Genomic DNA, 23366 nt, shown 5'->3' on the forward strand with positions numbered 1-23366 from the left:
GCGCCGGCCGTCTCCGGGACGCGCGTGTGATCGAGCGCGCGCGTCCCGGAACGGTCACCCCGCACCCGGGGCACCCAGATGCAACCCATACGGGAACCGGATGCGGCCCACTCCGTCCTCCTGGTCCCTCCCCGACGCTCGGCCCCGCCCGAGCGGGAGGCACCCCACGCAAGCCCCGCACCACCTCCCTGAAACCCGCGTCAGAGCCGACGCGCACCCGACCGGAGGAGAGCCGCAGTGGCCGACCACCCCGTAGACGAAACGCTTCCACCACTCAAGATGGCGACCACCGGCCTGCAGCATGTGGCCGCCATGTACGCGGGAGTCGTCGCCCCGCCCCTGATCGTCGGCGCGGCCATAGGCCTGTCCGCCACCGACCTGACCTTTCTCACCGGCGCCTGCCTGTTCACCGCGGGCCTCGCCACCCTGCTGCAGACCATCGGCATCTGGAAGATCGGTGCCCGGCTGCCCTTCGTCAACGGCGTCACCTTCGCCGGTGTCGCCCCCATGACCGCCGTCGTCGCCGCCACCCCCGACAAGGACGACGCCCTGCCGATCATCTTCGGCGCGGTCATCGTCGCCGGACTCCTCGGCTTCCTCGCGGCGCCCTTCTTCAGCAAGGCGGTCCGCTTCTTCCCGCCGGTCGTCACCGGCACCGTCATCACCCTGATCGGCATATCCCTGCTGCCCGTCGCCTTCGGCTGGGCGCAGGGACCCGACCCCTCCGCCGACGACTTCGGCTCCGCCACCAACCTCACCCTGGCCGCCGTCACCCTCGTCATCGTGCTGGTGCTGCGCCGCTTCACCCGGGGCTTCGTCAAGCAGATCGCCGTACTGCTCGGCCTGGTGGCCGGCACCCTCGTCGCCATCCCGTTCGGCGTCACCGACTTCTCCCCGGTCGCCGAGTCGGCCGTCGTCGGCTTCCCCACCCCGTTCCACTTCGGCGCCCCGCAGTTCCAGCTCGCCGCGATCGTCTCGCTGTGCGTGGTGATGGTCGTCTCCATGACCGAGTCCACCGCCGACATGCTCGCCCTGGGCGAGATCGTCGAGCGCCCCGCCGACGAGAAGACCATCGCGGCCGGCCTGCGCGCCGACACCCTCGGCTCCGCCCTCGCCCCGGTGTTCAACGGCTTCATGTGCAGCGCCTTCGCCCAGAACATCGGCCTGGTGGCGATGACCAGGATCCGCAGCCGCTATGTGGTGGCCACCGGCGGCGGCTTCCTCGTCCTGATGGGCCTGTGCCCCATGGCCGCCTCCCTGATCGCGGTTGTGCCGCGCCCGGTCCTGGGCGGCGCCGGCGTGGTCCTGTTCGGCTCGGTCGCCGCCAGCGGGATCCAGACCCTGGTCCGCGCGGGCCTGGAGAAGGACAACAACGTCCTGATCGTGGCCGTCTCGCTCGCCGTCGGCATCATCCCGATCAGCGCGCCGCAGTTCTACCACGCCTTCCCGGAGACGGCCCGCATCGTCCTCGACTCCGGCATCTCCACGGGCTGCGTGGTCGCCGTCCTGCTGAACTTCGTCTTCAACCACATCGGCAACGGCCGCAGCGACGCCGCCGAGGTCACCCATCCCATGGAGACGGACGTCAGCCGTCCCACGGAGACGGACGCTCATTCCACGGAGACGGAAGCCCATTCCACGGAGACGGAGGAGGAGATCACCGGCTCGCCGAAGACGGCCCGGACCACGCCATGAGGTTCGCCAGCAGCTCCGCCTGCTCGATGGCGTCGTCCAGCGCATGGTGCGTGTGCCGGCGCCGCGACAGCAGCTCCCGCGGCATCGTCCCCTTGACCACCGCCCTCAGCGGCAGCCCCGCCCGGGCGGCGTACAGGGTCTTCATGTCCAGGCATCCCGAGTGCCCGAAGGGGCTGGCCCCGGTGAACCGGATCAGATACCAGTACAGGAACGTCCAGTCGTAGGAGGCGGGGTAACCGCACATCACCGGCTGCGCGCCCGCCTCCGCGGCGCACTCGCGCACCCACGCGGTGAACTCGCTCATCGCCCGGCCCGGCTCGGCACCCTCGGTGCCGAGCCGGTCGCGGTCCAGCCCGCTGACCGCCAGCGCCTCCGGCACGAACTCGCCGCTGATCGGCTTCAGTTCCCGGTAGAACGTCCGCTCCCCGGGATCGGCCGCGGCGAACCCGTCGGCACTGTGCACCCCGGCGACGGCCGCCCCGAGGCTCAGCATCGAGTACGGACCGGGGATCGGCCCGTCGGCCTCGATGTCCACGGAGATGTACAGGCTCGGTCTGAGGCGTCGTGGGGCCATGACAGCAAAGCATTCCAGGCGGCGAGGCCCCACCGCACCCGCGTTTCGCGCTACAGCCCGAACAGCGCCGGGTCCTTGGCCAGCTCCCGGAACACCTTGTCGGGCTCCGCCACCAGCCTGCGCTCCTTGAGGTCCAGCAGCCCGCCGACCGCGGTGATCTCGGCCGCCACCGTGCCGTCCGTCCTGGTGACGGCCTGCTCGATGCCGAACGTCTTGCCGCCGCCCCAGGTGAACACGCAGCTCACATCGACCTCGTCACCGGCGAGCAGCTCCCTGCGGAACCGGATCGTCGTCTCCAGCGCGACCGGCCCCACCCCGTGCGCCTGCAGCCCCGCCTGGGTGATCCCCGCCTCCTGGAGCAGCGACCAGCGGGCGTGCTCCGCGTAGTTGAGATACACGGCCTGGTTGAGGTGGCCCTGCACATCGGTCTCGTAACCCCGCACGGTCACCCGGACGGTAAACGGTTTGCTCACGGCGTCCCCTCACGCTGCTGTGATCGACTGACCTGTCCGACGATCCTGACACGGCGCCTCAGACACGACGCGGCGAGGCCAGCACATACCGCACCCGCGTCCTCGGCTCGGTGTACTCCCCGGCCTGCCAGCCGGCCCGCTCCAGCGTCGCCGCGCAGGCGCTCAGCTCGGCACCATCGGGCGCGTACACCGCGACCGCCTCCGGCTGCGGCGTCTCCCGCACCCGGTAGCCGTCACCCTCCGGCCCGGCCGGGCGGTGCCCGGCCGCCTCCAGCGCCAGCGCGGCGGCCTGCACCAGATGCGTGCGCTCCCACGGGCAGGGCCGGTCCGTGGCACCGTCGGGGTGGGTCATGCGCCGCAGCTCCAGCATCCCCTGCCAGGCGCTGTGCACCTCCCGCCGCCGCGCCGGCCCGGACTCGGGAGCCGCCTCCTCACCTCCGACCCGCGCGGTGAACACCCCGCCGGAGGAAGCGGGCGGCTCGGACGCGGGCGCCGGCTCGGACTCCTTCTCCCGGATCCGGTGCCCGGCCGGTGTCAGGAAGTGGTCGTGCGGCGGGCGCGGATGCCGGAACGCCAGCCCGCTGCGGACCAGCGCCGCCAGCTGCGCCTCGGTGCCCTTCAGCCGCCCGGTGACCGGATCGGCACTCTCGATCACACGCCGCTGCGCGGCGGTCGGCGGTCGCGACACGGCATGCTCCTTCCCTCTCCCGACGGCACCCGGAAGCGAGCCCCACCAGCTCGAAGCCTACGACGGGGCACCGACAGTCCGGCCCGCTCCGGCGTGCGGTGACCGGCGCGCGGGTGAGCTTGATCTCATGGACGCCCGGCCGCAGCCGAGGGGGCCGGGTGCGTGACCGGGCCGTGCCATGATGGATGCGCAGGGTTCGCATACCTGCACGTCGGAAGGCCGACACAGCACAGCGAGGAGTTCGCCATGGCCACCGGATCCGCAGACAGCCCTGCGACTCTCTACGGGCCCGTATCACTCGTTCTCGGTGTCCTCGCGCTGCTCACCGCGGTGTTCGCCGGCTTCATCGGGATCGCGTTCCCGCTCTTGTTCGGCAGCCTCGCAGTCACCTTCGCTCTGCTCGGCCTGGGGCGGAAGCTCAACCGGCGGCAGTGCTTCACCGGCCTCGTCCTGGGGTCCCTGAGCGTGCTCTACCCGATCGTCGCCACTGCGTTCGTGACTGCCTGATTCTGATTCTGTGACCGTCTGAGTCTCGCCGCCGTCGGTCGCGGCGGCTCGTGCCTTGCGCTCTGGCATCGGGAACCCCCTGAAGGGGTCGGAAGTGTCATGTCCCTGACAATGCCCTGCCCTTTGAGGCACTGCCCGACAGGGCACTGCCCAAGGAGACACTTACGCCGCAATCCCCGTCCTTCCTAGGGTCGTTGGCATGACCTCTGCCAGACAGAAGCCGTGGCGGTCAGCCACTTCGCACGGCCGTTGATGCCGTAGGCCTCACTCCACCCTCGTCCGACGCCGCGCGCCTGCCCGGACACGATCCCTCGGCAGCGCGCTGTGCGTTCAGCCCTTTCATCCGCGCCGACCGGGCGTGCCTTCGCCTGCCGCACAGCAACGGCGGATGCCCCTCGGCCACGCGGACCGGAGCGGTGAGGCCGGGAGCCCCTGGCAGGGAGGTGCGGGAACCGCCCGCGCCCATCGGATCAGCAGTGGCACGCAGAGTACGGAAGGACAACCCATGCACCTTTCTCGTTCCGCCAGGACGGCAGCCCTGTCCCTGGCGCCGCTCACCCTTCTCGCGGGCGGAGTCCACGCGGCTGCCGCACCTCACCCCGACCCCCGGCCCGGCACCGCCGCGTTCTCCCTGTCCACCGTGTCTGCCGGCGGACTGAAGGACGTGACCGGCTTCGGCAAGAGCAGCGCCCAGGGCAAGATGCTGGCGGCGCAGGGGTTCGGCGTGATGCGGGCGGACTCGGGAGAGACCGCCGTCGTCGACCGGTCCTCGGCGCGCGAGGGGATCGTCGCCGCAGCCGGCAGCTCCTTCGTGGAGCTGTCGTGGAAGGCGTACGCGCCGGACGCCCGCTATGTGGTGACCCGGGACGGCAAGGAGATCGCCCGCCTGGCCGCCGGGCAGGAGTCCTTCCGCGACACGGACGTGGTAGCGGGCGCGGACTACCACTACCAGGTCGCGCCGGAACTGCCGGAGAACGGAGCCCCGGGAGCGAGGCTGTGGGGCATGAACGTTTCCGTCCCGGCCGCCGGGTCGGCCAGTGCTCTGCGTGAGCACGCGGTCTCCCGGGCCGCCGCTGCAGGCGTCGCCAAGACCTCCACCCTCTCCTGGATCGCTTTCATCCCGCAGAAGCGCATCGACGCTCCCCTCGCCGGCTGTGACTACGGCCGCAACTTCCAGTTCGGTGGCGACGGGCGGAGCAAGTTCGACTGGAAGTCGGACAAGTACCGCACGGCCCTGCACGCCACCATCACCTGGAAGACGAAGAAGGTGCAGGGCAACAAGCACATCAACCCGACCAACGTGTATGTGAAGAAGACCGGCAAGAAGGTCGCCACCAAGACGGCCACCACCAAGCACATGTCGGTCAAGAAGCTCGGATCCGGCTCCAACTACGTCGATGTCCGGATGAATCTGCACGCCACCAACCCGTTCTGCAAGGGCCTCGGCGGTGTCAAGGGCGCCATCGACGGGGCCCTGACGATGAATCTCACCAAGAGCGGCAACTACACCATCCGCTCGGGCAAGCACCGCCTGATGCCCAATCACCACATCTACATCTACGACGGCGGCAAGGTGACCAACGTCTACACGCGGAAGTACGCCGACCCCAAGTGCCTCGTCGGTTCGATAGCCTGCCCCGAGGCCGATCTGACGGGCCGTTACGGCAAGTTCTGAGTCACGCGGTCGCACAGGCCTGGTCGCACAGGCCTGGCGCCCGGATACCGGCGTGCTCCTGTCAGAGCGGGCGGCTAGGTTAGGTCTTGATCGCTGGTGCCACCAGACCACGGGGGTCTGCTGGAGAGGAACCGCGATCAGGAGGGACCACCATGACCAAGCGGTCCGATGGGGGAGTTGCGCCGTGTCCGTACCTGCGTACGGGACATGATCCCGGTTTCGGGGTGTGGCGGCTGGAGAGTCTCACCGACCGGGAGAGGGAAGTCCTCCTCCTGCTGGGCACAGGCCTGGGCAACCGGGAGCTGGCACGCCGACTGGGCATCGCCGAACGGACGGTGAAGGCGCACATCGCGAACATCGTGGGAAAGACCGGCCAGGAAACACGAACGCAGGCCGCGATCGTGTCCGCACTCGCCCATGACGTGCTGTGCTCGGACGACTCATGCACGCGGCACCTTGCCGGTGGATCCGGCCGGCGCCGGCCCACAGCCGCATGACCGAGGGCCTTGCGCCCGCACTCGACCAGTGCGGGCGCAAGGCCGCACGGGCGCCCGCACCCATGGTCCGTGAAGCCCAAGTCCCCTGCACCGAAAGACAAGTTGGGCGGGTGCGCCCGTCGGTTCAGTCCGGCTGGATGCACTGTGCCGTCTGCTTGATCGGCGCGACGAGCGCCGACAGTTCGATGAGTGCGGCATCGGGAGCGCTCATCGACCCCGTGAAGGTGACCTCCGTGGCCGGACTGCGGCCGTAGGTGGTGATCACCTTCTCGCCCTCGGTGCTCCTTCTGTCGTCCAGCACCCAGTCGACTCCGTCGGCGGCGAAACACGGGTCGGTGGTGGGGCCGAGTTCCGGCACACCGCAGCGCAGGACGATCTCGCTGTCCCCCCAGACGACCACACCGGGTATGCCCGTGCTGTGATGCGGTTTTCCGGCCAGTCGGTCCGGGGCCTCCTCGACCATACGGGCGCAGTGGGCGTTCTGGGCCCTGGCGCCCGGCCGAATGTCGTAGTGAGGGTCCTTCGTCGCGATGAAAGCGAGCGCCGCGACGACGGCAAGGGCCGCGGCTGCCAGGGGCAGGGTCGTGCGTTTTCTGGGGATGCTCAACGGTCCGTTTCCCGGCGAGTGGTGGCAGTGGTCGGATGCCACGCTATTGCATGCACCACTGCCGGCCGTACACCGGCCGGGCCCCTTGCCCCCTCGGGCAATGACCTTTTGGTCACCTCCCCAACAGACCTGGTGGGACGGGGAGTTCGAATCTAGCTTCGAGTGCGACGGTCGTCTTTCCGGTCATTCCATGAGGGAGTAATTGATGCGTAAAGCAGTCGGGTCGTTGGCCATGGTCGCGATAGCCGCGGGCTCGATGACGGTCCTGTCCGCGCCTGCGCATGCGGCCGCCCCGGCGAAGAAGGATCCGTACGCGCACACGCGTCTCGAGCGCGTCTGGGCGCCCGGCAAGTGCCTGTCGATGGGCGGCAGCAAGAAGAACAACGCGCGGCTGGTTCTCGGTAAGTGCGCCAAGAGCGACAAGACGCAGCGCTGGACTCTGAAGCGGCTCTCCAAGAACAGCTCGGTGTTCACCATCAAGAACGACAAGTCGGGGAAGTGCCTGGCCGTGGGGGCCAAGAACCGCCTGGTGCAGTACACGTGCAGCTCCGGCAAGAAGAGCCACCAGTGGGTGCTGGGCGGTTCGAAGATCTACAGCAAGGCGAATGGGAAGGTCATCGCCTCGAACTCGACGAAGGCCGGTTCGCACCCCTACCTGGAGAAGAGCGGTGGGTCCGACAAGGCGCGTGTCCGCCAGGAGTGGGGCCTGTCCTGAGCCGACGGGGAGCCGAACGCCGGGAGGGGGAGGCCACAGCCAGTGGCACTGCCCCTCCCCGGGGGCGTGACGCGCTGACAGGGATGCGATGCTGACCAGCATGAAGAGCATGCGAGCCGCAACCACCGTCGGCCTTCTGCTCGCTGGGCTGGCGGCCTGCTCGGCACCCGCTCCCGCGCCCGGGGCGGACGCACCCGCGGTCTCCCCGCTGAAGCAGTACGCGCCCGCGAAGCGGGTCGCGATGCCGGAGCTGTCGGGGGAGACCGTGGACGGCGGCAGGGTGAGCATCGAAGGACTGCGCGGCAAGGTCGTGGTGGTCAACGCCTGGGCGTCCTGGTGCGGGCCGTGCCGTGCGGAGGCCCCCGGTCTCTCGCGGGTGCACAAGGAGCTGTACGGCAGGGGCCTGCGGGTCGTGGGGGTGAACGCCGACACCTCGCTCGCCGACGCCCGCGCCTTCGAGAAGGAGGCGAAGCTCGCGTATCCGAGCCTGCACGACCCGAAGGGGCGTCAGCTGCTGCGCCTGCCGAAGGGCATGGTGAATCTCACCGCGTATCCGTTCACGCTCGTCGTCGACCCGGAGGGCCGGATCGCGGCGGCACGGATCGGGGCGATCGGCGAGAAGGAGCTGAAACGGGTCGTCGCACCGTTGCTGCCGTAGGGCGCCTGCTCAGCCTTCCCGCGGACGCCGCACCACCCTGAAGCCCGTGTTCCCGCTGGAGCTGTCCAGGGAGTTGCCCATGCGGGCCGAGGCGCGGGGACAGGCCGGAGGCATTGGGCGGGAAGGCATCCACCGGGCAGGTGCCGCGGTAGCGACTCGGCGTGGCCGGGGTCGTCCTTGACCAGGGAGGCGGCTATGTCGACGCGGAAGTTGGTTCCGTAGCGGGGGGCGACGGTGGAGTAGTCGGAGACGTCGTGGCCGGCGTCCCGGAGGGGCGAGGCGAAGCACGGGTTGAGTCAGATCTCGTACGCGCCGGACCGGCCCAGGTCTCGTACGCAGGGAGCGGCCCGGCACCCATCGGCGCCGGGCCGCTCCCGCGAATCGTGTGCTGCTGTCCTGCTGTGGCGCTGTCCTGCTGTGGCGCTGTGGTGCTGTGGTGCTGTGGTGCGGTACGTGACGTCGGGCGCTGACTACAGGGCTGCAGCCACCTCCTCGCGCAGCCGGGGCAGCATGTCGTGGTACACGCCCGGGCAGAGGGTGGTGCCGTGGTCCTTGTGGCCGGTGATCTGCACCGGGGCGATCCCGTACTGGGTGCAGACGTACGCGCACAGGGTGACCAGCACGTCCCACTGGGCGTCGGGCGGCAGTGCGCCCGCGTGGTAGGAGCCCTCGTTGGCGATGCCGAGGGTGCGGTCGTTCTGACCGGAGGTGTGCGCGCCGAGCACGAAGCTGCTTCCGCCGGTCAGGGCCGAGAGGCTGCCGTGCCGCCCCTCGGTGATCCAGCCGCCCCGGCTGACCAGGAAGTGGTAGCCGGTGTCGGCCCAGCCGTTCTTGTCCAGGTGCAGATCCTGCACCCAGCGGGCGTGGGCGTGCGCCTGGGCGCGGGAGAAGTCGGTGGAGTTGGTGCTCGCCGTGTGGTGGACGACGATGCCGGTCGGCCGGTAGCGCAGCACTGTGATGGTGCCCTGCGGGGCGCGGGCGCCCCAGGTGCGGGTGCTGTCGATGTCCGGCTGGACGGCACCCGCGCCGCCCCCGGTGCCCTGCGCGCGGGCCGTGCCCGGCAGCAGGGCGGCGGCCAGACCGGCGACTGAGGCCGCACCGGTGCGCAGCAGCCTGCGGCGGCGGAAGCCGGTCGGCTTGAACGTGCCGCCGGGGCTGTCCGGGTTTGCTGGGGCGGCCTGATTCGGTGGGGTCGCTGGGGTCACGAACACTCCTCGGGAAGTGGGGGGAGGGGAGTGAGGAGAGGAGGGGCGGGCGGGTGCCGTCCTGCCACGAGCGGCTGGTGCGAGGTGCCGGCCTACGTGTTGTTGGCCAGCGCCAGCAGCCGGTCGCGCGAGCCGTTGAACTTGTTGCGGTCGACGTTCCCGGACACTCCGGAGACCGAGCCGGTGCTGGTGTACTGCCACACGGTCCAGGTCGGGAAGCCGACGGGGAGGGTCGGCGAGGAGGCCGAGGTCCAGTGCGCCACCCACAGCGGGCTCTTGGCGGACATGCCGGTCCAGTTGCCGGTGCAGGTGTTCCACCAGCTCGCGGTCGTGTAGATCACCACGTCACGGGTGGTCCGTGCCTTGTAGGTGGTGTAGAAGTCGTTGATCCAGGTGCGCATCTGGGTGGTGGACAGGCCGTAGCACATCGCCCCGTACGGGTTGTGCTCGATGTCCAGGACACCCGGGAGGGTGAGGTTGTCGCGCGACCACGCGCCGCCGTTTGACGCGAAGTAGTTCGCCTGGACGGCGCCGCTGGAGACGTCGGGCCGGGCGAAGTGGTAGGCGCCGCGGATGACTCCGGCTGCGTGCGCGGCCGGGTAGTTGGTGTTGAAGCCGCTGTCCTTGTAGCTGGTGCCCTCGGTCGCCTTGATCCAGGCGAACTGGATGCCGGCGTTGCGCACGGAGGTCCAGTTGACGGCGCCCTGCCAGTGCGAGACGTCGATGCCCTGGACGCCGTCGGTGGGGGCGAGGGCGCCGAGGGAGTCCTGGGCGGCCGGGACGCCCTGGTGCACCTTGATGCCGACGCCCATGTAGGCCTGGCCGGGGGTGACGCGGACGCGGTCCGGGTCGGGCGGCGGTGCCGCGACGGAGCTGCCGGCCGTGCCGGCCAGGAGGGTGAGGGCCGCGCCGAGGACTCCGGCCGCGGTGGCCGTGCGTCTGGCGGGACGCCTGAGCAGGGAACGGAACGCGAACATGTCTGCCTCCGGATACGGGTGGGGTACGGAACTGGAGGTGACGTCGACGTTTCTTGACGTGCGCGCGTCATCAGTTACGCACGTAGATTCTCCGTGTGTAAAGGGCTTACAACCTTCTCTGGTGGTCTGGTCCACTGTAAGAGCGGAGGGCCTGGAAACTTGTGATTTGAGCGTGCGAAAACTTCATCGGATGAAAATGGAATCGCACGTCTCGAGCGCTTTGAACACGCGTCGGCAGCGGTGGTCGGGAGGGTGAGCCGCGGTATCGGGGGGCGGCGGAGTGTCAGGAAGCAGTCGGGGGGAGGTTTTTCACGGCGGCGTCGCCCAGTCGTCGCTGACGGACCATCACCGATCCGGCTGAGTCACGGCTTCGCGCCGACTGCTGACTGCCCCTTAGCTCCGCAGCTCTGCAAGGCGCACAAGGTCGTCGTGGACCGAGTCCCGTTCCTCGGCGGTGAGCTGGATCGCGGCGGCCTTGGTGAGTGCGGATGTCGCGGTCTCCTCGTCGCCGAGGCGCCTGGCCGCATCCGCACGCAGCACCAGGAGGCGCAGCAGCTGCACACGCGTGGGCCGCTCGTCCTCCCTGCGCAGTGCCTGGTCGAGGACGGGTGAGGAGCCGGACGGTGCGGGGGAGCAGGGCGCCGCCCAGGGCGATGAGCGGGAGGTCGATGTAGAGGACGCTCAGGTCGCGGCGCAGGCCCTCGAAGCCGCCGTGGACGTTGAGGCGTGCCTCCGGTGCCCAGGCGAGCGAGGCGGTGGCGGCGCCGACCGCGGCCCACAGGACGGTCACGCAGCCGTTCGCCGTCCGGTCTCGTGTCTCATGAACCATCGGGACCGGCGCCCAGCCGCTGGTTCCCCGGGCTTCGGACCCCTGGCACCGGGCTTCGGACCCCGGGCCCTGGGTTTCGGACCCCGGACCCCGGACCCCGGACCCCGGACCCCGGACCCCGGACCCCGGACCCCGGACCCCGGACCCCGGACCCCGGACCCCAGACCCCAGACCCCAGACCCCAGACCCCAGACCCCGGGCCGGGGCCTACTGCCGGTAGCCGCTCAGGAAGCGGCCGATGCGGCCGATCGCCGCCTCCAGGTCCTCCGCGTGCGGGAGGGTCAGGATGCGGAAGTGGTCGGGGGTCGGCCAGTTGAAGCCGGTGCCCTGGACCACCTGGATCTTCTCCCGCAGCAGCAGGTCCAGGACGAACTTCTCGTCGTCGTGGATCTTGTGGACCTTGGGGTCCAGGCGGGGGAACGCGTACAGGGCGCCCTTGGGCTTGACGCAGGTCACGCCCGGGATCTCGTTCAGCTTCTGCCAGGCCACGTCCCGCTGTTCGCGCAGCCTGCCGCCCGGGGCGGTCAGCTCGCGGATGGACTGGCGGCCGCCGAGGGCCGCCTGGATGGCGTACTGGGCGGGCGCGTTGGCGCACAGACGCATGGAGGCCAGCATGGTCAGGCCCTCCAGGTAGTCCTTGGCGTGCTGCTTCGGGCCGGTGACGACCAGCCAGCCCGAGCGGAAGCCGGCCACCCGGTAGGTCTTCGACAGGCCGCAGAAGGTGAGGACCACCAGGTCGGGGGCGAGGGCGGCGGCCGAGTGGTGGACGGCGTCGTCGTAGAGGATCTGGTCGTAGATCTCGTCGGCGAAGACCATCAGGCCGTGGCGGCGGGCGAGGTCGAGGATGCCCTCGACGATCTCCTTCGGGTAGACGGCGCCCGTGGGGTTGTTGGGGTTGATGATGACGACCGCCTTGGTGCGGTCGGTGATCTTCGACTCCATGTCGGCGAGGTCCGGGTACCAGTCGGACTGCTCGTCGCACAGGTAGTGCACGGCCTTGCCGCCCGCCAGGGTGGTCACCGCCGTCCAGAGCGGGAAGTCGGGGGCCGGGATGAGGACTTCGTCGCCGTCCTCCAGCAGCGCCTGCACGGCCATCGACACCAGCTCCGACACGCCGTTGCCGAGGTAGACGTCGTCGACGCCGACCTCCAGGCCCAGGGTCTGGTAGCGCTGGGCGACGGCCCTGCGGGCGGAGAGGATGCCGCGGGAGTCGGTGTAGCCGTGCGCCTGCGGCAGCATCCGGATCATGTCCTGGACGATCTCCTCCGGCGCCTCGAAGCCGAACAGCGCCGGATTGCCGGTGTTCAGCCGCAGCACATGGTGCCCCGCCTCCTCCAGCGCGTCGGCCTGCTCGATCACCGGGCCGCGGATCTCGTAACAGACCTCGTTGAGCTTGCTCGACTGCCGGAACTCCATGCGCCGCCACCTCTCAGATCACTGCTGCTGCTTGGTTTTACCAAGTAGGCGCTTGGAAAGTCCAACAACTTGTCTAGACTGCGCCGCATGTCACCTCGCGCTCGCCGTAGCTACGACCAGTACTGCTCCGTCGCCCGTGCCCTCGACGCCGTGGGCGACCGCTGGACCCTGCTGATCGTCCGGGAGCTGCTGGCCGGCCCGCGGCGCTACACCGACCTGCACGCGGACCTCCCCGGTGTCAGCACCGACGTCCTCGCCTCCCGGCTGCGGGACATGGAGCGCGACGGGCTGTCCACCCGGCGGCGGCTGGCCCCGCCCGGTGCCGCCTACGTCTACGAACTGACCGCGCGGGGCCGGGAGTTGCTGCCCGTGCTGCAGGCGCTCGGGGCCTGGGGGCAGGAGGCGCTGGGGGAGCGGCGGCCCACCGACGCCGTGCGGGCGCACTGGTTCGCCCTGCCGCTGCTGCGCTCGCTGGAGGGCGAGGGGCTGGTCGAAGTGCGGCTGGAGGAAGGGCAGTTCCATCTGTACGTAGGTGCCGAGGACGGCCCCGTCTACGGCGACGGTCCGGCGCCCGACGAGGCCGACGCCGTGCTGGTGCTCGACACCGCGACCTGCACCGCGATCAGCCGCGGCGAACTCCCGCTCGGCGAAGCGGTCGGCACCGGCCGGGTCCAGGTGACCGGCGAGGGCACCCTCGCCAAGTGGCTGCGGGAGAACGCGGCAGAAGGCACCGCCGGGGCGACGCCGGAGACCTGAGCGGACTGCCGGCGCCCGCCGGCAGGATGACCGGCATGACGATCATGAATGAGGCCCTGGACGGGGCGACTGGTGATCGCCCTCTCGGACCGTGGGACCATCCCGACGGGGCCAAGGAGGAGTAGTGCAGCTGCGGAACGTCTCACCGGACGACGTCGATGCCTACATCCGGATGCGGTGCGACCCCGTGATGATGGCTGACCTGGGTGGGCCCGTTCCGCGTGAGGGGATGGCGGACAAGGTCCGTCGGGATGCCCGGAAGGCAGCGGACGACCTCGCATGGTTCAAGATGATCATTCCCGATGGGGCCACCCCAGAGGTAGTGGCCGGGACGGTGACCATCTGGTCCCACGACACCGGCGACGGGCCGATGTCCGAGATCGGTTGGATGGTTCGGCCCGCATTTCAAGGGCAGGGCTTCGGTAAACGCGCAGTCCGCACCCTTCTGGAACAAGCCAGGGACCAGAACCGCTGGGGCCTGGTGCATGCCTTTCCGGCAACGAACAACGCGGCGTCGAACGGTATCTGCCGTTCCGTCGGGTTCCGCCTCCTCTCGCAAACCGAGGCGACCGTCGCAGGGCGAGTCCTCAAGACCAACCACTGGGCCATCGACCCGGCGAAGGACTTGCGCTGACGCCAGCACTCACAGGTCTGGCCCCGGCTCACGCCGCACCGGTGTGAAGGGGGTTGGGCAGTTCGGTCCACAGGTCGGCGGGGGTGCGGGGTGACAGGCGCATCAGGGTCAGTGCCTTCGCCGGGATCGGTTCGTCGAGCAGCGCCGGCAGGTCCGCCGTGCGGGGCAGGTCGTCGGTCACGGCCGCCCGCAGCGCAGCCCCGAGCAGCCCGGCCGAGCCGGTGGCGCCGGCCAGCGATCCCGCCACCAGGGATCCGAACAGCTTACGGCGCAGCACCCGTTCGTCGTCCGTGAGCATGCGGGCCGGCAGGCCGGGGACGGGGATGCCGTGGCGGGTCAGCCGCGCCGGGCTCACCCGCAGGTCGGCCAGGTCCCGGTAGACCAGCCTCAGCGGCTCGCCCTCGCCGGACAGCACGACGAGGAGGTTCTGGCCGTGTGCCTCGAGGGCCACGCCCAGCTCCAGCAGCCGCAGACCGACGGTGAGCGTCAGCCGGGCGAAACGCGCCGACCAGGCGGGGGAGCCGGGCAGCCCGGTGGTCGCCAGGACGGCCACCGGGAGGACGCGTTTGCCGGGTCCCGCGTACCGCTGCGGTGACTCGCGCAGCACCGCGGCGAGGTCGGGGGAGCCCGCGGCGGCGCCCAGCGTGCGGGTGATGTGCAGCAGACCGCCGGTGTGCTCCGCCATCGCCTCCCCGAAACGCGACAGCTCCGCGGAGGCGGTGATCGAGCCGAGCGAGATGTCCCGCACCGAGGACGTCAGCCGGGCGGTCAGCGCCGTCTTGACGTGCGGGCCGCCGCCGGGCAGCGCGAGGGTGCGCAGCGCCATCAGCGGATGCGCGCCCAGCCGCGCCTCGCAGCCGCGCTTGAGCACGTGCTCCGCCTGCCAGGGATGGACCGGGATCAGCAGCCGCCCACCGTCCCGCAGCCGGCCGGGCCAGTCCCCGCTGACCACGCACTCCCCGGCCGGCACCGGCAGCAGACCCAGGTCGACCACCGGTCCGTGCTCGGGAGCGTAGGCCAGCTGCTCGGCCACCGAGAAGCCGGGCCGGGAGCGGCAGTTGGGGTGGAAAGGGTGCCCGTCGGTCACCCGCTGCTCCCACTCCCAGTCGGTGTCCGGCCACTCGTCCGGATGATCGTCGCCGGCCCGTGAGAGGGCCAACGAGGCGACGCTGTGGGCGAGTTCGGCCCCGAAGGACGCCGACCGGGGTACGGCGAGATCGGTCATCAGCCGCGCCGGATCGTCGTAGTCCGTCTCCCCGAGCCGTACGACCGCGGCATACGCGTCCGTCGCGTAGGGATCCGCGCACGGGCCGTGCAGCCGGCGCCCGTCCGTCAGGTGCAGGGTGAGCCCGTCACCGCCACGTTCCCGGCGGTCGATCCACGGCAGGGGCTCATGCGCGAGGCCCCGCCACAGCCGGGTCAGCACGGCCGCACGGGCTCCGGGCAGTTCCCGCTCGTACCGGGGCAGCAGGGCGGGCCGTACGGCGGCCAGCTCGTCGGCCACCGCGGTCTCGGCGGCGGAGGGACGGTGCACGGGCGGACTCCTCGGGGTACGCAAGGTGGACGGACGGGACGAAGGGGAGGTGCACGGCAGACATACTGATCGTCTCCGCCCGGACAGACCGTAGGGAACCAGTGGAACGCGTTGACCGCATGCCCCCGCACGCAGACGACGACTCGGGGTTGCGCGCCGATCAGGCCGGGCGCGCCGACGCCTACGCGGCCGTGCCCCTGCTGAACTGCCTGCTGCGGGAGGTGGCCGAACGGCTCCCCGGGGACGGCACGGGCGACCGCCGCACCTACCGGCTGCCCGGCACCGGGCGCCTGCTGCGGGTCCGCGGCGGGCGGCGCCCCACCGGGCCCGAGGTGTTCACCGACGGCGCCTGGCAGCGCATCGGCCACGTCGAACTGGTGAAGCTCGCCGCCGAGGAGCTGCGCCGCCACACCGGCGTGTCCAACCACGAGCTGCCCGGTGAGATGATCGACAGCCGGGACGCGGTGGCCGCGCTGCTCGCCGCCCGCGCCGCCGCCACCCCGCCCGGCGACCCCTACCTCCGCTCCGAGCAGAGCCTGGTCACCGGCCACACCCACCACCCGGCACCCAAGGCCCGCGGCGGCGGCCCCGCGGCCAGCTGGCTGCCGTACGCGCCCGAGGCGCACGCCCGGTTCCCGCTGACCCTGCTCGCCCTGCGCGAGGACGCCGTCGTCGAGGACGGCGACACCGCGGCGCTGGACCTCCTCGGCACCGCCCCGCCCGGCTACCGGCTGCTGCCCGCCCACCCCTGGCAGCTGGAGCTGGCGGCCCGCGATCTCGCCCCGGCCTTCGCCGACGGCCGGCTCCTCCGGCTCGGCACCACCCCGTTCCCGGTCTGGCCGACCGCCGCGATCCGCACCGTGTACGCGCCGGAGCTGGACCTCTTCTGCAAGTTCAGCCTGGATGTGCGCATCACCAACGACATCCGGCGGCTGTGGCGGCACGACCTGACCCGGCTGCGCGCCACGGACGACGCGGTGCGCGCCGCCTTCGCCCGGTGCGCCGGGCCCGCCGCACCGGGCGCCGGCACGGCGGCCTGGCTCAGCGACCGCGGCCACCGCACCGCCGATTTCGCCTACGAGCAACTGGCCGTCGTCGTCCGGGACGGACTGGGCGCCCATCTGCTGCCCGGCGCCACGCCGTATCTCGCCGCCGCGCTGGTCGAGGGCTTCGACGGCAGCCCGCTCCCCACGGAACCTCCCGGCCCGGACGCCTGGTGGCAGGCGTATCTGACCCAGGTGGTTCCGCCGGTCCTGGCCGTCTTCGCACAGCACGGAGTGGTCCTGGAGGCGCATCTGCAGAACACCCTGATCGCCGTGGACGGCAGCGGCACCCCCGTGCAGGCCCTGTTCCGGGACGCCGAGGGCGTGAAGCTCGTGCGAGGGGCGGCGGGGACGCCGCGCCCGCCCGAGGTGTCCCGGGAGGCAGGCTGGGAACGGCTGGTGTACTGCCTGATCGTCAATCACCTCGCCGAGGTGGCCGCCGCCCTCGCCGATCTCCACCCCGGATTCGACCCCTGGCCCGCGGTACGTCACGAGGTCGCCCGCCACGGCCTGCCCGAGGCCGCCGCCCTGCTCACCGCGCCCACCCTCCCCGGCAAGACGAACCTCCTGCTGCGCTGGACCGCCGCGGACGGCGCCGCCGCCCGCTACCGCCCCCTGCCCAACCCGCTGCGCGCGCCCGCCCCGGGCGCGCCTACTTCAGGGGATCGTGGCCCCAGTTCATGAGCGAGTGACGCCAGGTGGTGCCGGTGACATCGCCGCCAGGCCGCTGGGCGAGGTGCCGGTGGACGTAGCCGACGACCTTGCGCATATGGCCCAGGTCGTCCTCGGTCAGGTCGTCCTTCCTGGTGCGCAGCAGCTCCACGATGCGCCGTCCGGAGGCATGGCCGACGCTCTCGCCCCCGTCGCTCTGCCCCGCGCTCTTCGACTCCTCGGTGCCGAGCCACTTCTCCAGCTCGGCGGCGGTCATGTTCACCGCCTCACCGAACGCCTTGCGCGTCTCGTCCCGGTCCTCGCCGGAGCCCTTCGCGGCCGTCACGAGCGCTCGTCCGCACCGCTGTCCCGGCGGCGCAGCGCCTGCGGCTCGTGCACGGCCGTGCGGCCGGACTTGTCGCTCTCGACCTCGTACTGCGGCTCGTCCTGCGAGGCGTCCACGGTCCGTCCCGAGGCCCGGGTGCGCTCCGTGATCTTCTTCTTGACCTTGCCCGGCACGTCCTGCCCGTGACTGCTCCACGAGACCTTCTCGCCCCTGCTCAGGTCGTCCTTGTCCTTCTTCTCGGCCACGATCCACTCCTTCGCCGGCACCGGAGGCCGGTCCTTCTTCAGGTTGTGGCACCACCTGCGGGACTGCATCCGGGCACGAAGGCGGCACGCGGGCGGAGGCGGTCACGGCGGTCGAGGCACTGGTCGGAAGGTGACCCTCGGTTACGGCCCTCGGTTACTATGCACTCTTCGTGCCGAACGCCGGGAGTCTGGGAGATGCTGACCGAGGTCACCGCGACCCGCTATGTCGAGCCCCTGCACACCGGTGGCAGCGTGCCCGGTGTGGTCGAGGCCGATGACCTGGGCACCTACGTCGTGAAGTTCACCGGCTCCGCGCAGGGGCGCAAGGCGCTGGTCGCCGAGGTGATCGTGGGGGAGCTGGCGCGGGCGCTCGGACTGCGGTTCCCGGAGCTGGTGCTGGTGCACTTCGACCCCTCGATCGCCGGGGACGAGCCGCACCAGGAGGTGCGGGAACTGCACGCCTCCAGCGCCGGGGTCAATCTCGGCATGGACTTCCTGCCGGGGGCGCGCGACTTCACCCCCGAGGTGGCCGAGGAGTTCACGGTCGACCCGGTGGAGGCCGGGCGGATCGTCTGGCTCGACGCGCTCACCGTGAACGTCGACCGCACCGTGCACAGCTCCAACCTGGTGCTGTGGCCGACGCTGGGCGTGGCCCCGCCCCGGCTGTGGCTGATCGACCACGGCGCGGCGCTCGTCTTCCACCACCGCTGGGACGGCAGCGACCCGGCGAAGGCGTACGACTTCCGGCATCACGCGCTCGGCCGGTACGGGCCCGATGTGCGGGCCGCCGACGCGGAACTCGCGCCCAGGGTGACCGAGGAGCTGCTGCGGTCCATCGCGGCCGAGGTGCCGGATGCCTGGCTGGCCGACGAGCCGGGGTTCGCCACGCCCGACGCGGCCCGCGAGGCGTATGTGAGCCACCTGCACGCGCGGGCGCGGGCCTCCGCCGCGTGGCTGCCGACCGACTTCCCCTCGGCCGAGGAGATCGCAGCGGAGAACGCCCTCCGTGCGGCACGGACGCAACAGGGCCGCCCGGACTGGCTCAAGCAGGTGCCCGACCTGCACGGCCGGCCGGCGGTGGAACAGGACGGGACGGTGCACCTGCGATGACAACCGGCGACCGGCGCGTGGAGATCGAGTACTGCACCCAGTGCCGCTGGCTGCCCCGGGCGGCCTGGCTGGCGCAGGAGCTGCTGACCACCTTCGAGCAGGAGCTGACCGAGCTGGCGCTCAAGCCCGGAACCGGCGGCGTCTTCGTGGTCCGGGTCGGGGACGAGGTGGTGTGGGACCGGCGGGAGCAGGGCTTCCCGGAGCCCACGGCGGTGAAGCGGGCCGTACGCGACCGAGTGGCCCCGGGGAAACCCCTGGGCCACTCGGAGAAGTGAACCGCCTGAACGGCGGCGCCGGCCCTCGAGCCGCTGCGGGCCCTCGAGCCGCTGCGGGCCCTTGGGTGCTGTCAGCCCTTGAGCTGCTCGTACGCCGGCAGGGTGAGGAAGTCGGCGTAGTCCTCGTCGAGGGCGACCTTCAGCAGCAGGTCGTGCGCCTGCTGCCAGTTGCCCGCGGCGAACGCCTCCTCGCCGATCTCCGCGCGGATGTTCGCCAGCTCCTCGGCGGCGACCTTGCGGGCCAGGTCGGCGGTGACCTTCTCGCCGTTGTCGAGGACGACACCCGCGTTGACCCACTGCCAGATCTGCGAGCGGGAGATCTCCGCGGTGGCCGCGTCCTCCATCAGGTTGAAGATGGCGACCGCGCCGAGGCCGCGCAGCCACGCCTCGATGTAGCGGATGCCCACCTGCACGGCGTTGACCAGGCCGTTGTACGTCGGCTTGGCGTCCAGGGAGTCGATGGCGATGAGATCCTCGGCCGTGACGTGTACGTCCTCGCGCAGCCGGTCCTTCTGGTTGGGCTTGTCGCCGAGGACCCTGTCGAAGGACTCCATGGCGATCGGCACCAGGTCGGGGTGGGCGACCCAGGAGCCGTCGAAGCCGTCGTTGGCCTCGCGGTCCTTGTCGGCGCGGACCTTCTCGAAGGCGACCTTGTTGACCTCCGGGTCGCGCCGGGAGGGGATGAAGGCCGCCATGCCGCCGATGGCGTGCGCGCCCCGCTTGTGGCAGGTGCGGACCAGCAGTTCGGTGTAGGCGCGCATGAACGGGGCGGTCATGGTCACCGCGTTGCGGTCCGGCAGTACGAACTTCGGCCCGCAGTCACGGAAGTTCTTGATGATGGAGAACAGGTAGTCCCAGCGGCCGGCGTTCAGCCCGGAGGCGTGGTCGCGCAGCTCGTAGAGGATCTCCTCCATCTCGTAGGCGGCCGTGATCGTCTCGATGAGCACGGTGGCGCGGACGGTGCCCTGCGGGATGCCCAGGTAGTCCTGCGCGAAGACGAAGACGTCGTTCCACAGACGGGCCTCGAGGTGCGACTCCGTCTTCGGCAGGTAGAAGTACGGGCCCTTGCCGAGGTCGAGCAGACGCTGGGCGTTGTGGAAGAAGTACAGGCCGAAGTCGACGAACGCGCCGGGGACCGGGGTGCCGTCGGCGTCGACGAGGTGACGCTCGTTCAGATGCCAGCCGCGCGGGCGCACCACGACCGTGGCCAGCTCCTCGTTCGGGCGCAGGGCGTAGGTCTTGCCGGTGCGCTCGTCCGTGAAGTCGATGTTCCGGGTGAACGCGTCGATCAGGTTGAGCTGGCCGAGGACCACGTTCTCCCAGGTGGGAGCGGAGGCGTCCTCGAAGTCGGCGAGCCACACCCGGGCGCCCGAGTTGAGGGCGTTGATGGTCATCTTGCGGTCGGTGGGGCCGGTGATCTCGACACGGCGGTCCTCCAGGGCCGGGGGAGCCGGGGCCACCTTCCAGGAGTCGTCCGCGCGGATGGCGGCGGTCTCCGGGAGGAAGTCGAGGGTGGAGGTGCGGGCGATCTCGGCGCGGCGTACCGCGCGGCGGGCGAGGAGCTCGTCACGCCGGGGCGTGAACCGCCGGTGCAGCTCGGCCACGAAGGCCAGGGCCGGCTCGGTGAGGACCTCCTCCTGCCGGGGCAGGGGCTCGGCGTCGACGATGGCCAGCGGGGACGGCGCTGGTGCGGACATCAGCTGTCACTTCCTTACGCGTGCAGGGCGTGGCACCGGGTGCCAGTCGACCCGGGTACGGCTGGGAACGCCCGGAGAGGGGCCGGGCCCTTCTGAGCAGTGGATAGTAGTTTTCTCATAGTGGAAGTTCAATGGTTTGTTGATGTCGAGATTCTCTGGGTCGAGCGAAGGTGGCGCTGAGTGCCACGCCGCTCACTCGGGGTGGGGCGGGCTCGGACGGGCTCACTCCAGGTGGGCCGGGCCGGCTCACTCGAGGTCGGGTGGGCCGGTTCACTCAAGGTGCGCCAGGTCGGCCTCGGTGTCGATGTCGTGGGGATCGGCCACGTCCCCGCACTCGACGAGCGCGATCCGCTCCTCGTGCTCCTTCAGATAGGCGCGTGCCCCCCGGTCGCCGGTCGCAGTCGCGGCGACGCCGTCCCAGTGCGCGGCGCCGAGCAGCACCGGATGCCCGCGGACCCCGCGGTAGGTGGCGGAGGCCAGCGAATCCGGTGTCTCGTATGCGGCGAGCACCCGGGCGACCGCCCGCTCGCCGATGCCGGGCTGATCGACCAGCGTGACCAGCGCCGCCCGTGCACCGGTCCCGGCCAGCGACTCCAGCCCCGCCCGCAGGGAGGTGCCCATGCCCTGCTCCCAGCCGGGGTTGTCCACGAGCACACAGCCGGGCAGTGCGGCGCGCTCCCGCACCTCCTCCGCCCGCGCCCCCAGCACCACATGTACGTGCGCGCAGCCGCCCTCGCGCAGCACCCGCACCGCGTGCTCCACCAGCGGCCGCCCGCGGTGGGTGAGCAGTGCCTTGGGCCTCCCGCCGAGGCGGCGCCCGCCGCCGGCCGCGAGCAGCAGCCCCGCGACCGGGGCGCGTCCGCCGCCCGTCCCTCGTGTCGTCATGCCTCCTCCCTACCCCACGCTCGCCCGCGCGCCGATGTCACGCTGCGGAGCAACTCGATGACGCAGCGGGCTGGCGCGCGCGGCACTGGGTGGCGTTTACTGGCGCGCACCGAAACCGGCGGGGAGACGGAGTGCCGGGGCGGCGAGCGCACAACGACGTACCTGGGGGAGGACTGTGTTGCGGAGCGTGGAGCAAAGACGCGTGGCCGGCGGTCACGAGGATCCGCGGGTGACGGAGCTGCGCACGGCCGTGTCCCGGCTGCGCCGCCAACTCGCCGCCCATCCGGCGGAGTTCCCCGACCGGGGCATCGCGGAGGAAGAACTGGCCGCCCTGGACGCCATGGCCCTGAGCGGCAGCCCGGACGTGCCCCGCCTGCGCCGCTCCTTACTTCTCATCGCCGCCGCGATCGGCTCCGTGAGCGCCCTGCGCGGCGCCCTCCGCGAGGTCCGCGAGGCGGTGGAGCTCTTCAGTCCGTCATCCCGCAATTGACGCACACCCGTACGAGCACCTCCCGGGCGGGTGAAGCGGGGTGATCGTCGCCTACGCGGGGTGACCGCTTCCTTTTCAGGGGCCTGTGTGTTTCAGGAAGCCGGTGTGTTTCAGGAAGCCTGTGTGCCGCCCGAGGTCGTGAGGACCTCGGAGAGTTCCGTGGCCACTTGCTGCAGGACCGGGACGATCCTGTCCGTGGCCGACTCGGTGACGCGGCCCGCCGGGCCGGAGATGGAGATGGCCGCGGGCGTGGGCGAGTCGGGGACCGGGACGGCCAGGCAGCGGACGCCGATCTCCTGCTCGTTGTCGTCGATCGCGTAGCCGCGGCGCCGTACCTCCTCCAGGGCCGCGAGGAAGCCCTCCGGCGTGGTGATGGTCTTGTCCGTCGCCGCCGGCATGCCGGTGCGGGCGAGCAGGGCCCGTACCTCCTCCGGCGGGAAGGTGGCCAGCAGCGCCTTGCCGACGCCGGTGGAGTGCGGCAGCACGCGCCGGCCGACCTCCGTGAACATCCGCATCGAGTGCTTCGACGGCACCTGTGCCACGTACACGACCTCGTCTCCGTCGAGGAGCGCCATGTTGGCCGTCTCGCCGGTCTCCTCGACCAGGCGGGCGAGGTAGGGGCGGGCCCAGGTGCCGAGCAGCCGGGACGCCGACTCGCCGAGCCGGATCAGCCGCGGCCCCAGCGCGTAGCGGCGGTTGGGCTGCTGGCGGACGTAGCCGCAGGCCACCAGGGTGCGCATCAGACGGTGAATGGTCGGCAGGGGCAGTCCGCTGCTCGCCGACAGCTCGCTCAGACCGACCTCCCCGCCCGCGTCCGCCATGCGTTCGAGCAGATCGAAGGCGCGCTCGAGGGACTGCACGCCACCGCTGGGGGCGGCGGTCCTGGCGGAGTCGGTGGTGCTGGCGCTGGACGTCGGCACGGCGCGTTCCTTTCGGGACTGGCAGGAAGGGCCAAAGCCTACCCGGCAGCAGGTTGACTGCCCGTTTGTGCGTCACTACGTTCTGCGTGGCGGAATTCTATTTCCGAGTTGTGGAAATGTCTAGGGTGGCTGCCGGTGGGCCCCGGAGGGGAAGTGTGCCCTTGACGGGGCCGGAGCGGGAGTGAAGACTCCTTCAACAGAACGTTGAATTTCGCCAGGTGGAAAACCGTCAGATGGAAAGCCGCCGGGCGGGAAACCCGCCGG

General features: G+C 71.1%; 26 protein-coding genes and 1 pseudogene. 12 read left to right on the forward strand and 15 right to left on the reverse strand.

Annotation, left to right across the window (positions count from 1 at the left end; translation table 11 throughout):
- Positions 1 to 237 precede the first annotated feature (237 nt).
- Positions 238 to 1695: a nucleobase:cation symporter-2 family protein gene (locus ABD207_RS11675; RefSeq protein WP_344012247.1), complete on the forward strand. Its 1458-nt coding sequence runs from the start codon at positions 238 to 240 to the stop codon at positions 1693 to 1695.
- On the opposite strand, the gene ABD207_RS11680 is transcribed toward ABD207_RS11675, so the two are convergent.
- Genes ABD207_RS11680 through ABD207_RS11690 form a run of 3 tightly spaced genes read right to left on the reverse strand, consistent with a single transcriptional unit; the run spans position 1658 to position 3430 of the window.
- A complete protein-coding gene (locus ABD207_RS11680) occupies positions 1658 to 2269 on the reverse strand; it encodes an exonuclease (RefSeq protein WP_344012249.1) in 612 nt (203 codons plus the stop codon). The genes ABD207_RS11675 and ABD207_RS11680 overlap by 38 nt on opposite strands.
- Positions 2270 to 2319: 50 nt before the next feature.
- The gene (locus ABD207_RS11685) at positions 2320 to 2742 is read right to left on the reverse strand and encodes an acyl-CoA thioesterase (RefSeq protein ID WP_344012250.1); all 423 of its coding nucleotides are present in this window, start codon (positions 2740 to 2742) and stop codon (positions 2320 to 2322) included.
- Positions 2743 to 2800: 58 nt separating this feature from the next.
- On the reverse strand, positions 2801 to 3430 hold the full coding sequence (locus ABD207_RS11690) for a hypothetical protein (RefSeq protein WP_344012252.1): 630 nt from the start codon (positions 3428 to 3430) through the stop codon (positions 2801 to 2803).
- A 246-nt stretch (positions 3431 to 3676) separates the two neighbouring features.
- On the opposite strand from ABD207_RS11690, the gene ABD207_RS11695 reads away from it, so the two are divergent.
- From ABD207_RS11695 to ABD207_RS11705, 3 genes are all read left to right on the forward strand, one after another.
- A complete protein-coding gene (locus ABD207_RS11695) occupies positions 3677 to 3937 on the forward strand; it encodes a hypothetical protein (protein ID WP_344012253.1) in 261 nt (86 codons plus the stop codon).
- Between the two features lie 505 nt (positions 3938 to 4442).
- Complete coding sequence (locus ABD207_RS11700) at positions 4443 to 5612, forward strand: hypothetical protein (RefSeq protein ID WP_344012254.1); 1170 nt, start codon at positions 4443 to 4445, stop codon at positions 5610 to 5612.
- Between the two features lie 152 nt (positions 5613 to 5764).
- Positions 5765 to 6109, forward strand: coding sequence for a LuxR C-terminal-related transcriptional regulator (locus tag ABD207_RS11705; RefSeq protein ID WP_344012255.1), 345 nt, complete (start codon positions 5765 to 5767; stop codon positions 6107 to 6109).
- A 124-nt stretch (positions 6110 to 6233) separates the two neighbouring features.
- Here ABD207_RS11705 and ABD207_RS11710 read toward each other — a convergent pair whose 3' ends face one another.
- The gene (locus ABD207_RS11710) at positions 6234 to 6716 is read right to left on the reverse strand and encodes a DUF3515 family protein (protein ID WP_344012257.1); all 483 of its coding nucleotides are present in this window, start codon (positions 6714 to 6716) and stop codon (positions 6234 to 6236) included.
- A 205-nt stretch (positions 6717 to 6921) separates the two neighbouring features.
- On the opposite strand from ABD207_RS11710, the gene ABD207_RS11715 reads away from it, so the two are divergent.
- On the forward strand, positions 6922 to 7431 hold the full coding sequence (locus tag ABD207_RS11715) for an RICIN domain-containing protein (RefSeq protein ID WP_344012259.1): 510 nt from the start codon (positions 6922 to 6924) through the stop codon (positions 7429 to 7431).
- A 109-nt stretch (positions 7432 to 7540) separates the two neighbouring features.
- Positions 7541 to 8089, forward strand: coding sequence for a TlpA family protein disulfide reductase (locus ABD207_RS11720; protein WP_344012261.1), 549 nt, complete (start codon positions 7541 to 7543; stop codon positions 8087 to 8089).
- Positions 8090 to 8559: 470 nt separating this feature from the next.
- On the opposite strand, the gene ABD207_RS11730 is transcribed toward ABD207_RS11720, so the two are convergent.
- The 5 genes and pseudogenes from ABD207_RS11730 to ABD207_RS11750 all read right to left on the reverse strand — a co-directional run bounded on the left by ABD207_RS11730 (position 8560) and on the right by ABD207_RS11750 (position 12516).
- The gene (locus ABD207_RS11730) at positions 8560 to 9201 is read right to left on the reverse strand and encodes a peptidoglycan recognition protein family protein (RefSeq protein WP_344012383.1); all 642 of its coding nucleotides are present in this window, start codon (positions 9199 to 9201) and stop codon (positions 8560 to 8562) included.
- A 185-nt stretch (positions 9202 to 9386) separates the two neighbouring features.
- Complete coding sequence (locus tag ABD207_RS11735) at positions 9387 to 10271, reverse strand: lysozyme (RefSeq protein WP_344012262.1); 885 nt, start codon at positions 10269 to 10271, stop codon at positions 9387 to 9389.
- Positions 10272 to 10664: 393 nt separating this feature from the next.
- The gene (locus tag ABD207_RS11740; RefSeq protein WP_344012398.1) at positions 10665 to 10832 is read right to left on the reverse strand and encodes a hypothetical protein; all 168 of its coding nucleotides are present in this window, start codon (positions 10830 to 10832) and stop codon (positions 10665 to 10667) included.
- A gap of 46 nt (positions 10833 to 10878) precedes the next feature.
- A pseudogene (locus tag ABD207_RS11745) lies at positions 10879 to 11100 on the reverse strand (hypothetical protein); the annotation flags it as partial.
- Between the two features lie 207 nt (positions 11101 to 11307).
- Complete coding sequence (locus ABD207_RS11750; protein WP_344012264.1) at positions 11308 to 12516, reverse strand: pyridoxal phosphate-dependent aminotransferase; 1209 nt, start codon at positions 12514 to 12516, stop codon at positions 11308 to 11310.
- Between the two features lie 87 nt (positions 12517 to 12603).
- On the opposite strand from ABD207_RS11750, the gene ABD207_RS11755 reads away from it, so the two are divergent.
- A complete protein-coding gene (locus ABD207_RS11755) occupies positions 12604 to 13272 on the forward strand; it encodes a winged helix-turn-helix transcriptional regulator (RefSeq protein WP_344012266.1) in 669 nt (222 codons plus the stop codon).
- A 124-nt stretch (positions 13273 to 13396) separates the two neighbouring features.
- Positions 13397 to 13906, forward strand: coding sequence for a GNAT family N-acetyltransferase (locus ABD207_RS11760; protein WP_344012268.1), 510 nt, complete (start codon positions 13397 to 13399; stop codon positions 13904 to 13906).
- A gap of 28 nt (positions 13907 to 13934) precedes the next feature.
- Here the strand turns inward: ABD207_RS11760 and ABD207_RS11765 are convergent, their stop codons facing one another.
- Positions 13935 to 15440 carry an IucA/IucC family protein gene (locus ABD207_RS11765; protein ID WP_344012270.1) on the reverse strand — a complete coding sequence of 502 codons (1506 nt, stop codon included), beginning with the start codon at positions 15438 to 15440 and terminating at the stop codon, positions 13935 to 13937.
- A gap of 119 nt (positions 15441 to 15559) precedes the next feature.
- Between ABD207_RS11765 and ABD207_RS11770 the strand changes: the two genes are divergently transcribed.
- The gene (locus tag ABD207_RS11770) at positions 15560 to 17167 is read left to right on the forward strand and encodes an IucA/IucC family protein (protein ID WP_344012272.1); all 1608 of its coding nucleotides are present in this window, start codon (positions 15560 to 15562) and stop codon (positions 17165 to 17167) included.
- Here ABD207_RS11770 and ABD207_RS11775 read toward each other — a convergent pair.
- Both ABD207_RS11775 and ABD207_RS11780 read right to left on the reverse strand, forming a co-directional pair.
- Positions 17136 to 17411 carry a DUF3140 domain-containing protein gene (locus tag ABD207_RS11775; RefSeq protein WP_344012385.1) on the reverse strand — a complete coding sequence of 92 codons (276 nt, stop codon included), beginning with the start codon at positions 17409 to 17411 and terminating at the stop codon, positions 17136 to 17138. The genes ABD207_RS11770 and ABD207_RS11775 overlap by 32 nt on opposite strands.
- Positions 17412 to 17476: 65 nt before the next feature.
- Positions 17477 to 17725: a hypervirulence associated TUDOR domain-containing protein gene (locus ABD207_RS11780; protein WP_344012386.1), complete on the reverse strand. Its 249-nt coding sequence runs from the start codon at positions 17723 to 17725 to the stop codon at positions 17477 to 17479.
- Positions 17726 to 17920: 195 nt separating this feature from the next.
- Between ABD207_RS11780 and ABD207_RS11785 the strand changes: the two genes are divergently transcribed.
- Together ABD207_RS11785 and ABD207_RS11790 are read left to right on the forward strand one after the other, a co-directional pair.
- The gene (locus ABD207_RS11785; protein ID WP_344012274.1) at positions 17921 to 18835 is read left to right on the forward strand and encodes a HipA family kinase; all 915 of its coding nucleotides are present in this window, start codon (positions 17921 to 17923) and stop codon (positions 18833 to 18835) included.
- Positions 18832 to 19110 (forward strand): Rdx family protein, encoded by a 279-nt coding sequence (locus ABD207_RS11790; RefSeq protein ID WP_344012276.1) that lies wholly within the window; start codon positions 18832 to 18834, stop codon positions 19108 to 19110. The genes ABD207_RS11785 and ABD207_RS11790 overlap by 4 nt, the downstream gene beginning before the upstream one ends.
- A 71-nt stretch (positions 19111 to 19181) precedes the next feature.
- Here the strand turns inward: ABD207_RS11790 and aceB are convergent, their stop codons facing one another.
- Together aceB and ABD207_RS11800 are read right to left on the reverse strand one after the other, a co-directional pair.
- Positions 19182 to 20807 (reverse strand): malate synthase A, encoded by a 1626-nt coding sequence (gene aceB, locus ABD207_RS11795; protein ID WP_344012278.1) that lies wholly within the window; start codon positions 20805 to 20807, stop codon positions 19182 to 19184.
- Positions 20808 to 21077: 270 nt separating this feature from the next.
- Positions 21078 to 21692 carry a nucleotidyltransferase family protein gene (locus tag ABD207_RS11800; RefSeq protein ID WP_344012280.1) on the reverse strand — a complete coding sequence of 205 codons (615 nt, stop codon included), beginning with the start codon at positions 21690 to 21692 and terminating at the stop codon, positions 21078 to 21080.
- A 175-nt stretch (positions 21693 to 21867) separates the two neighbouring features.
- Between ABD207_RS11800 and ABD207_RS11805 the strand changes: the two genes are divergently transcribed.
- Positions 21868 to 22182, forward strand: a complete 315-nt coding sequence (locus ABD207_RS11805) for a DUF5955 family protein (protein WP_344012282.1) — start codon at positions 21868 to 21870, stop codon at positions 22180 to 22182.
- A gap of 110 nt (positions 22183 to 22292) precedes the next feature.
- Here ABD207_RS11805 and ABD207_RS11810 read toward each other — a convergent pair whose 3' ends face one another.
- Positions 22293 to 23102 carry an IclR family transcriptional regulator gene (locus tag ABD207_RS11810; RefSeq protein ID WP_344012283.1) on the reverse strand — a complete coding sequence of 270 codons (810 nt, stop codon included), beginning with the start codon at positions 23100 to 23102 and terminating at the stop codon, positions 22293 to 22295.
- Positions 23103 to 23366 lie beyond the last annotated feature (264 nt).

Source organism: Streptomyces thermospinosisporus (assembly GCF_039526425.1).
Lineage (GTDB): Bacteria > Actinomycetota > Actinomycetes > Streptomycetales > Streptomycetaceae > Streptomyces > Streptomyces thermocarboxydovorans.

What these genes read in the sequence shown, in the direction of transcription:
- ABD207_RS11755 (WP_344012266.1), top strand. Translation starts at nt 12,604, where the DNA reads ATGTCACCTCGCGCTCGCCGTAGCTACGACCAGTACTGCTCCGTCGCC.
- ABD207_RS11775 (WP_344012385.1), bottom strand. Translation starts at nt 17,411, where the DNA reads ATGACCGCCGCCGAGCTGGAGAAGTGGCTCGGCACCGAGGAGTCGAAG.
- ABD207_RS11715 (WP_344012259.1), top strand. Translation starts at nt 6,922, where the DNA reads ATGCGTAAAGCAGTCGGGTCGTTGGCCATGGTCGCGATAGCCGCGGGC.
- ABD207_RS11800 (WP_344012280.1), bottom strand. Translation starts at nt 21,692, where the DNA reads ATGACGACACGAGGGACGGGCGGCGGACGCGCCCCGGTCGCGGGGCTG.
- ABD207_RS11680 (WP_344012249.1), bottom strand. Translation starts at nt 2,269, where the DNA reads ATGGCCCCACGACGCCTCAGACCGAGCCTGTACATCTCCGTGGACATC.
- ABD207_RS11735 (WP_344012262.1), bottom strand. Translation starts at nt 10,271, where the DNA reads ATGTTCGCGTTCCGTTCCCTGCTCAGGCGTCCCGCCAGACGCACGGCC.
- aceB (WP_344012278.1), bottom strand. Translation starts at nt 20,807, where the DNA reads ATGTCCGCACCAGCGCCGTCCCCGCTGGCCATCGTCGACGCCGAGCCC.
- ABD207_RS11790 (WP_344012276.1), top strand. Translation starts at nt 18,832, where the DNA reads ATGACAACCGGCGACCGGCGCGTGGAGATCGAGTACTGCACCCAGTGC.
- ABD207_RS11720 (WP_344012261.1), top strand. Translation starts at nt 7,541, where the DNA reads ATGCGAGCCGCAACCACCGTCGGCCTTCTGCTCGCTGGGCTGGCGGCC.
- ABD207_RS11695 (WP_344012253.1), top strand. Translation starts at nt 3,677, where the DNA reads ATGGCCACCGGATCCGCAGACAGCCCTGCGACTCTCTACGGGCCCGTA.
- ABD207_RS11785 (WP_344012274.1), top strand. Translation starts at nt 17,921, where the DNA reads ATGCTGACCGAGGTCACCGCGACCCGCTATGTCGAGCCCCTGCACACC.
- ABD207_RS11700 (WP_344012254.1), top strand. Translation starts at nt 4,443, where the DNA reads ATGCACCTTTCTCGTTCCGCCAGGACGGCAGCCCTGTCCCTGGCGCCG.
- ABD207_RS11770 (WP_344012272.1), top strand. Translation starts at nt 15,560, where the DNA reads ATGCCCCCGCACGCAGACGACGACTCGGGGTTGCGCGCCGATCAGGCC.
- ABD207_RS11750 (WP_344012264.1), bottom strand. Translation starts at nt 12,516, where the DNA reads ATGGAGTTCCGGCAGTCGAGCAAGCTCAACGAGGTCTGTTACGAGATC.
- ABD207_RS11705 (WP_344012255.1), top strand. Translation starts at nt 5,765, where the DNA reads ATGACCAAGCGGTCCGATGGGGGAGTTGCGCCGTGTCCGTACCTGCGT.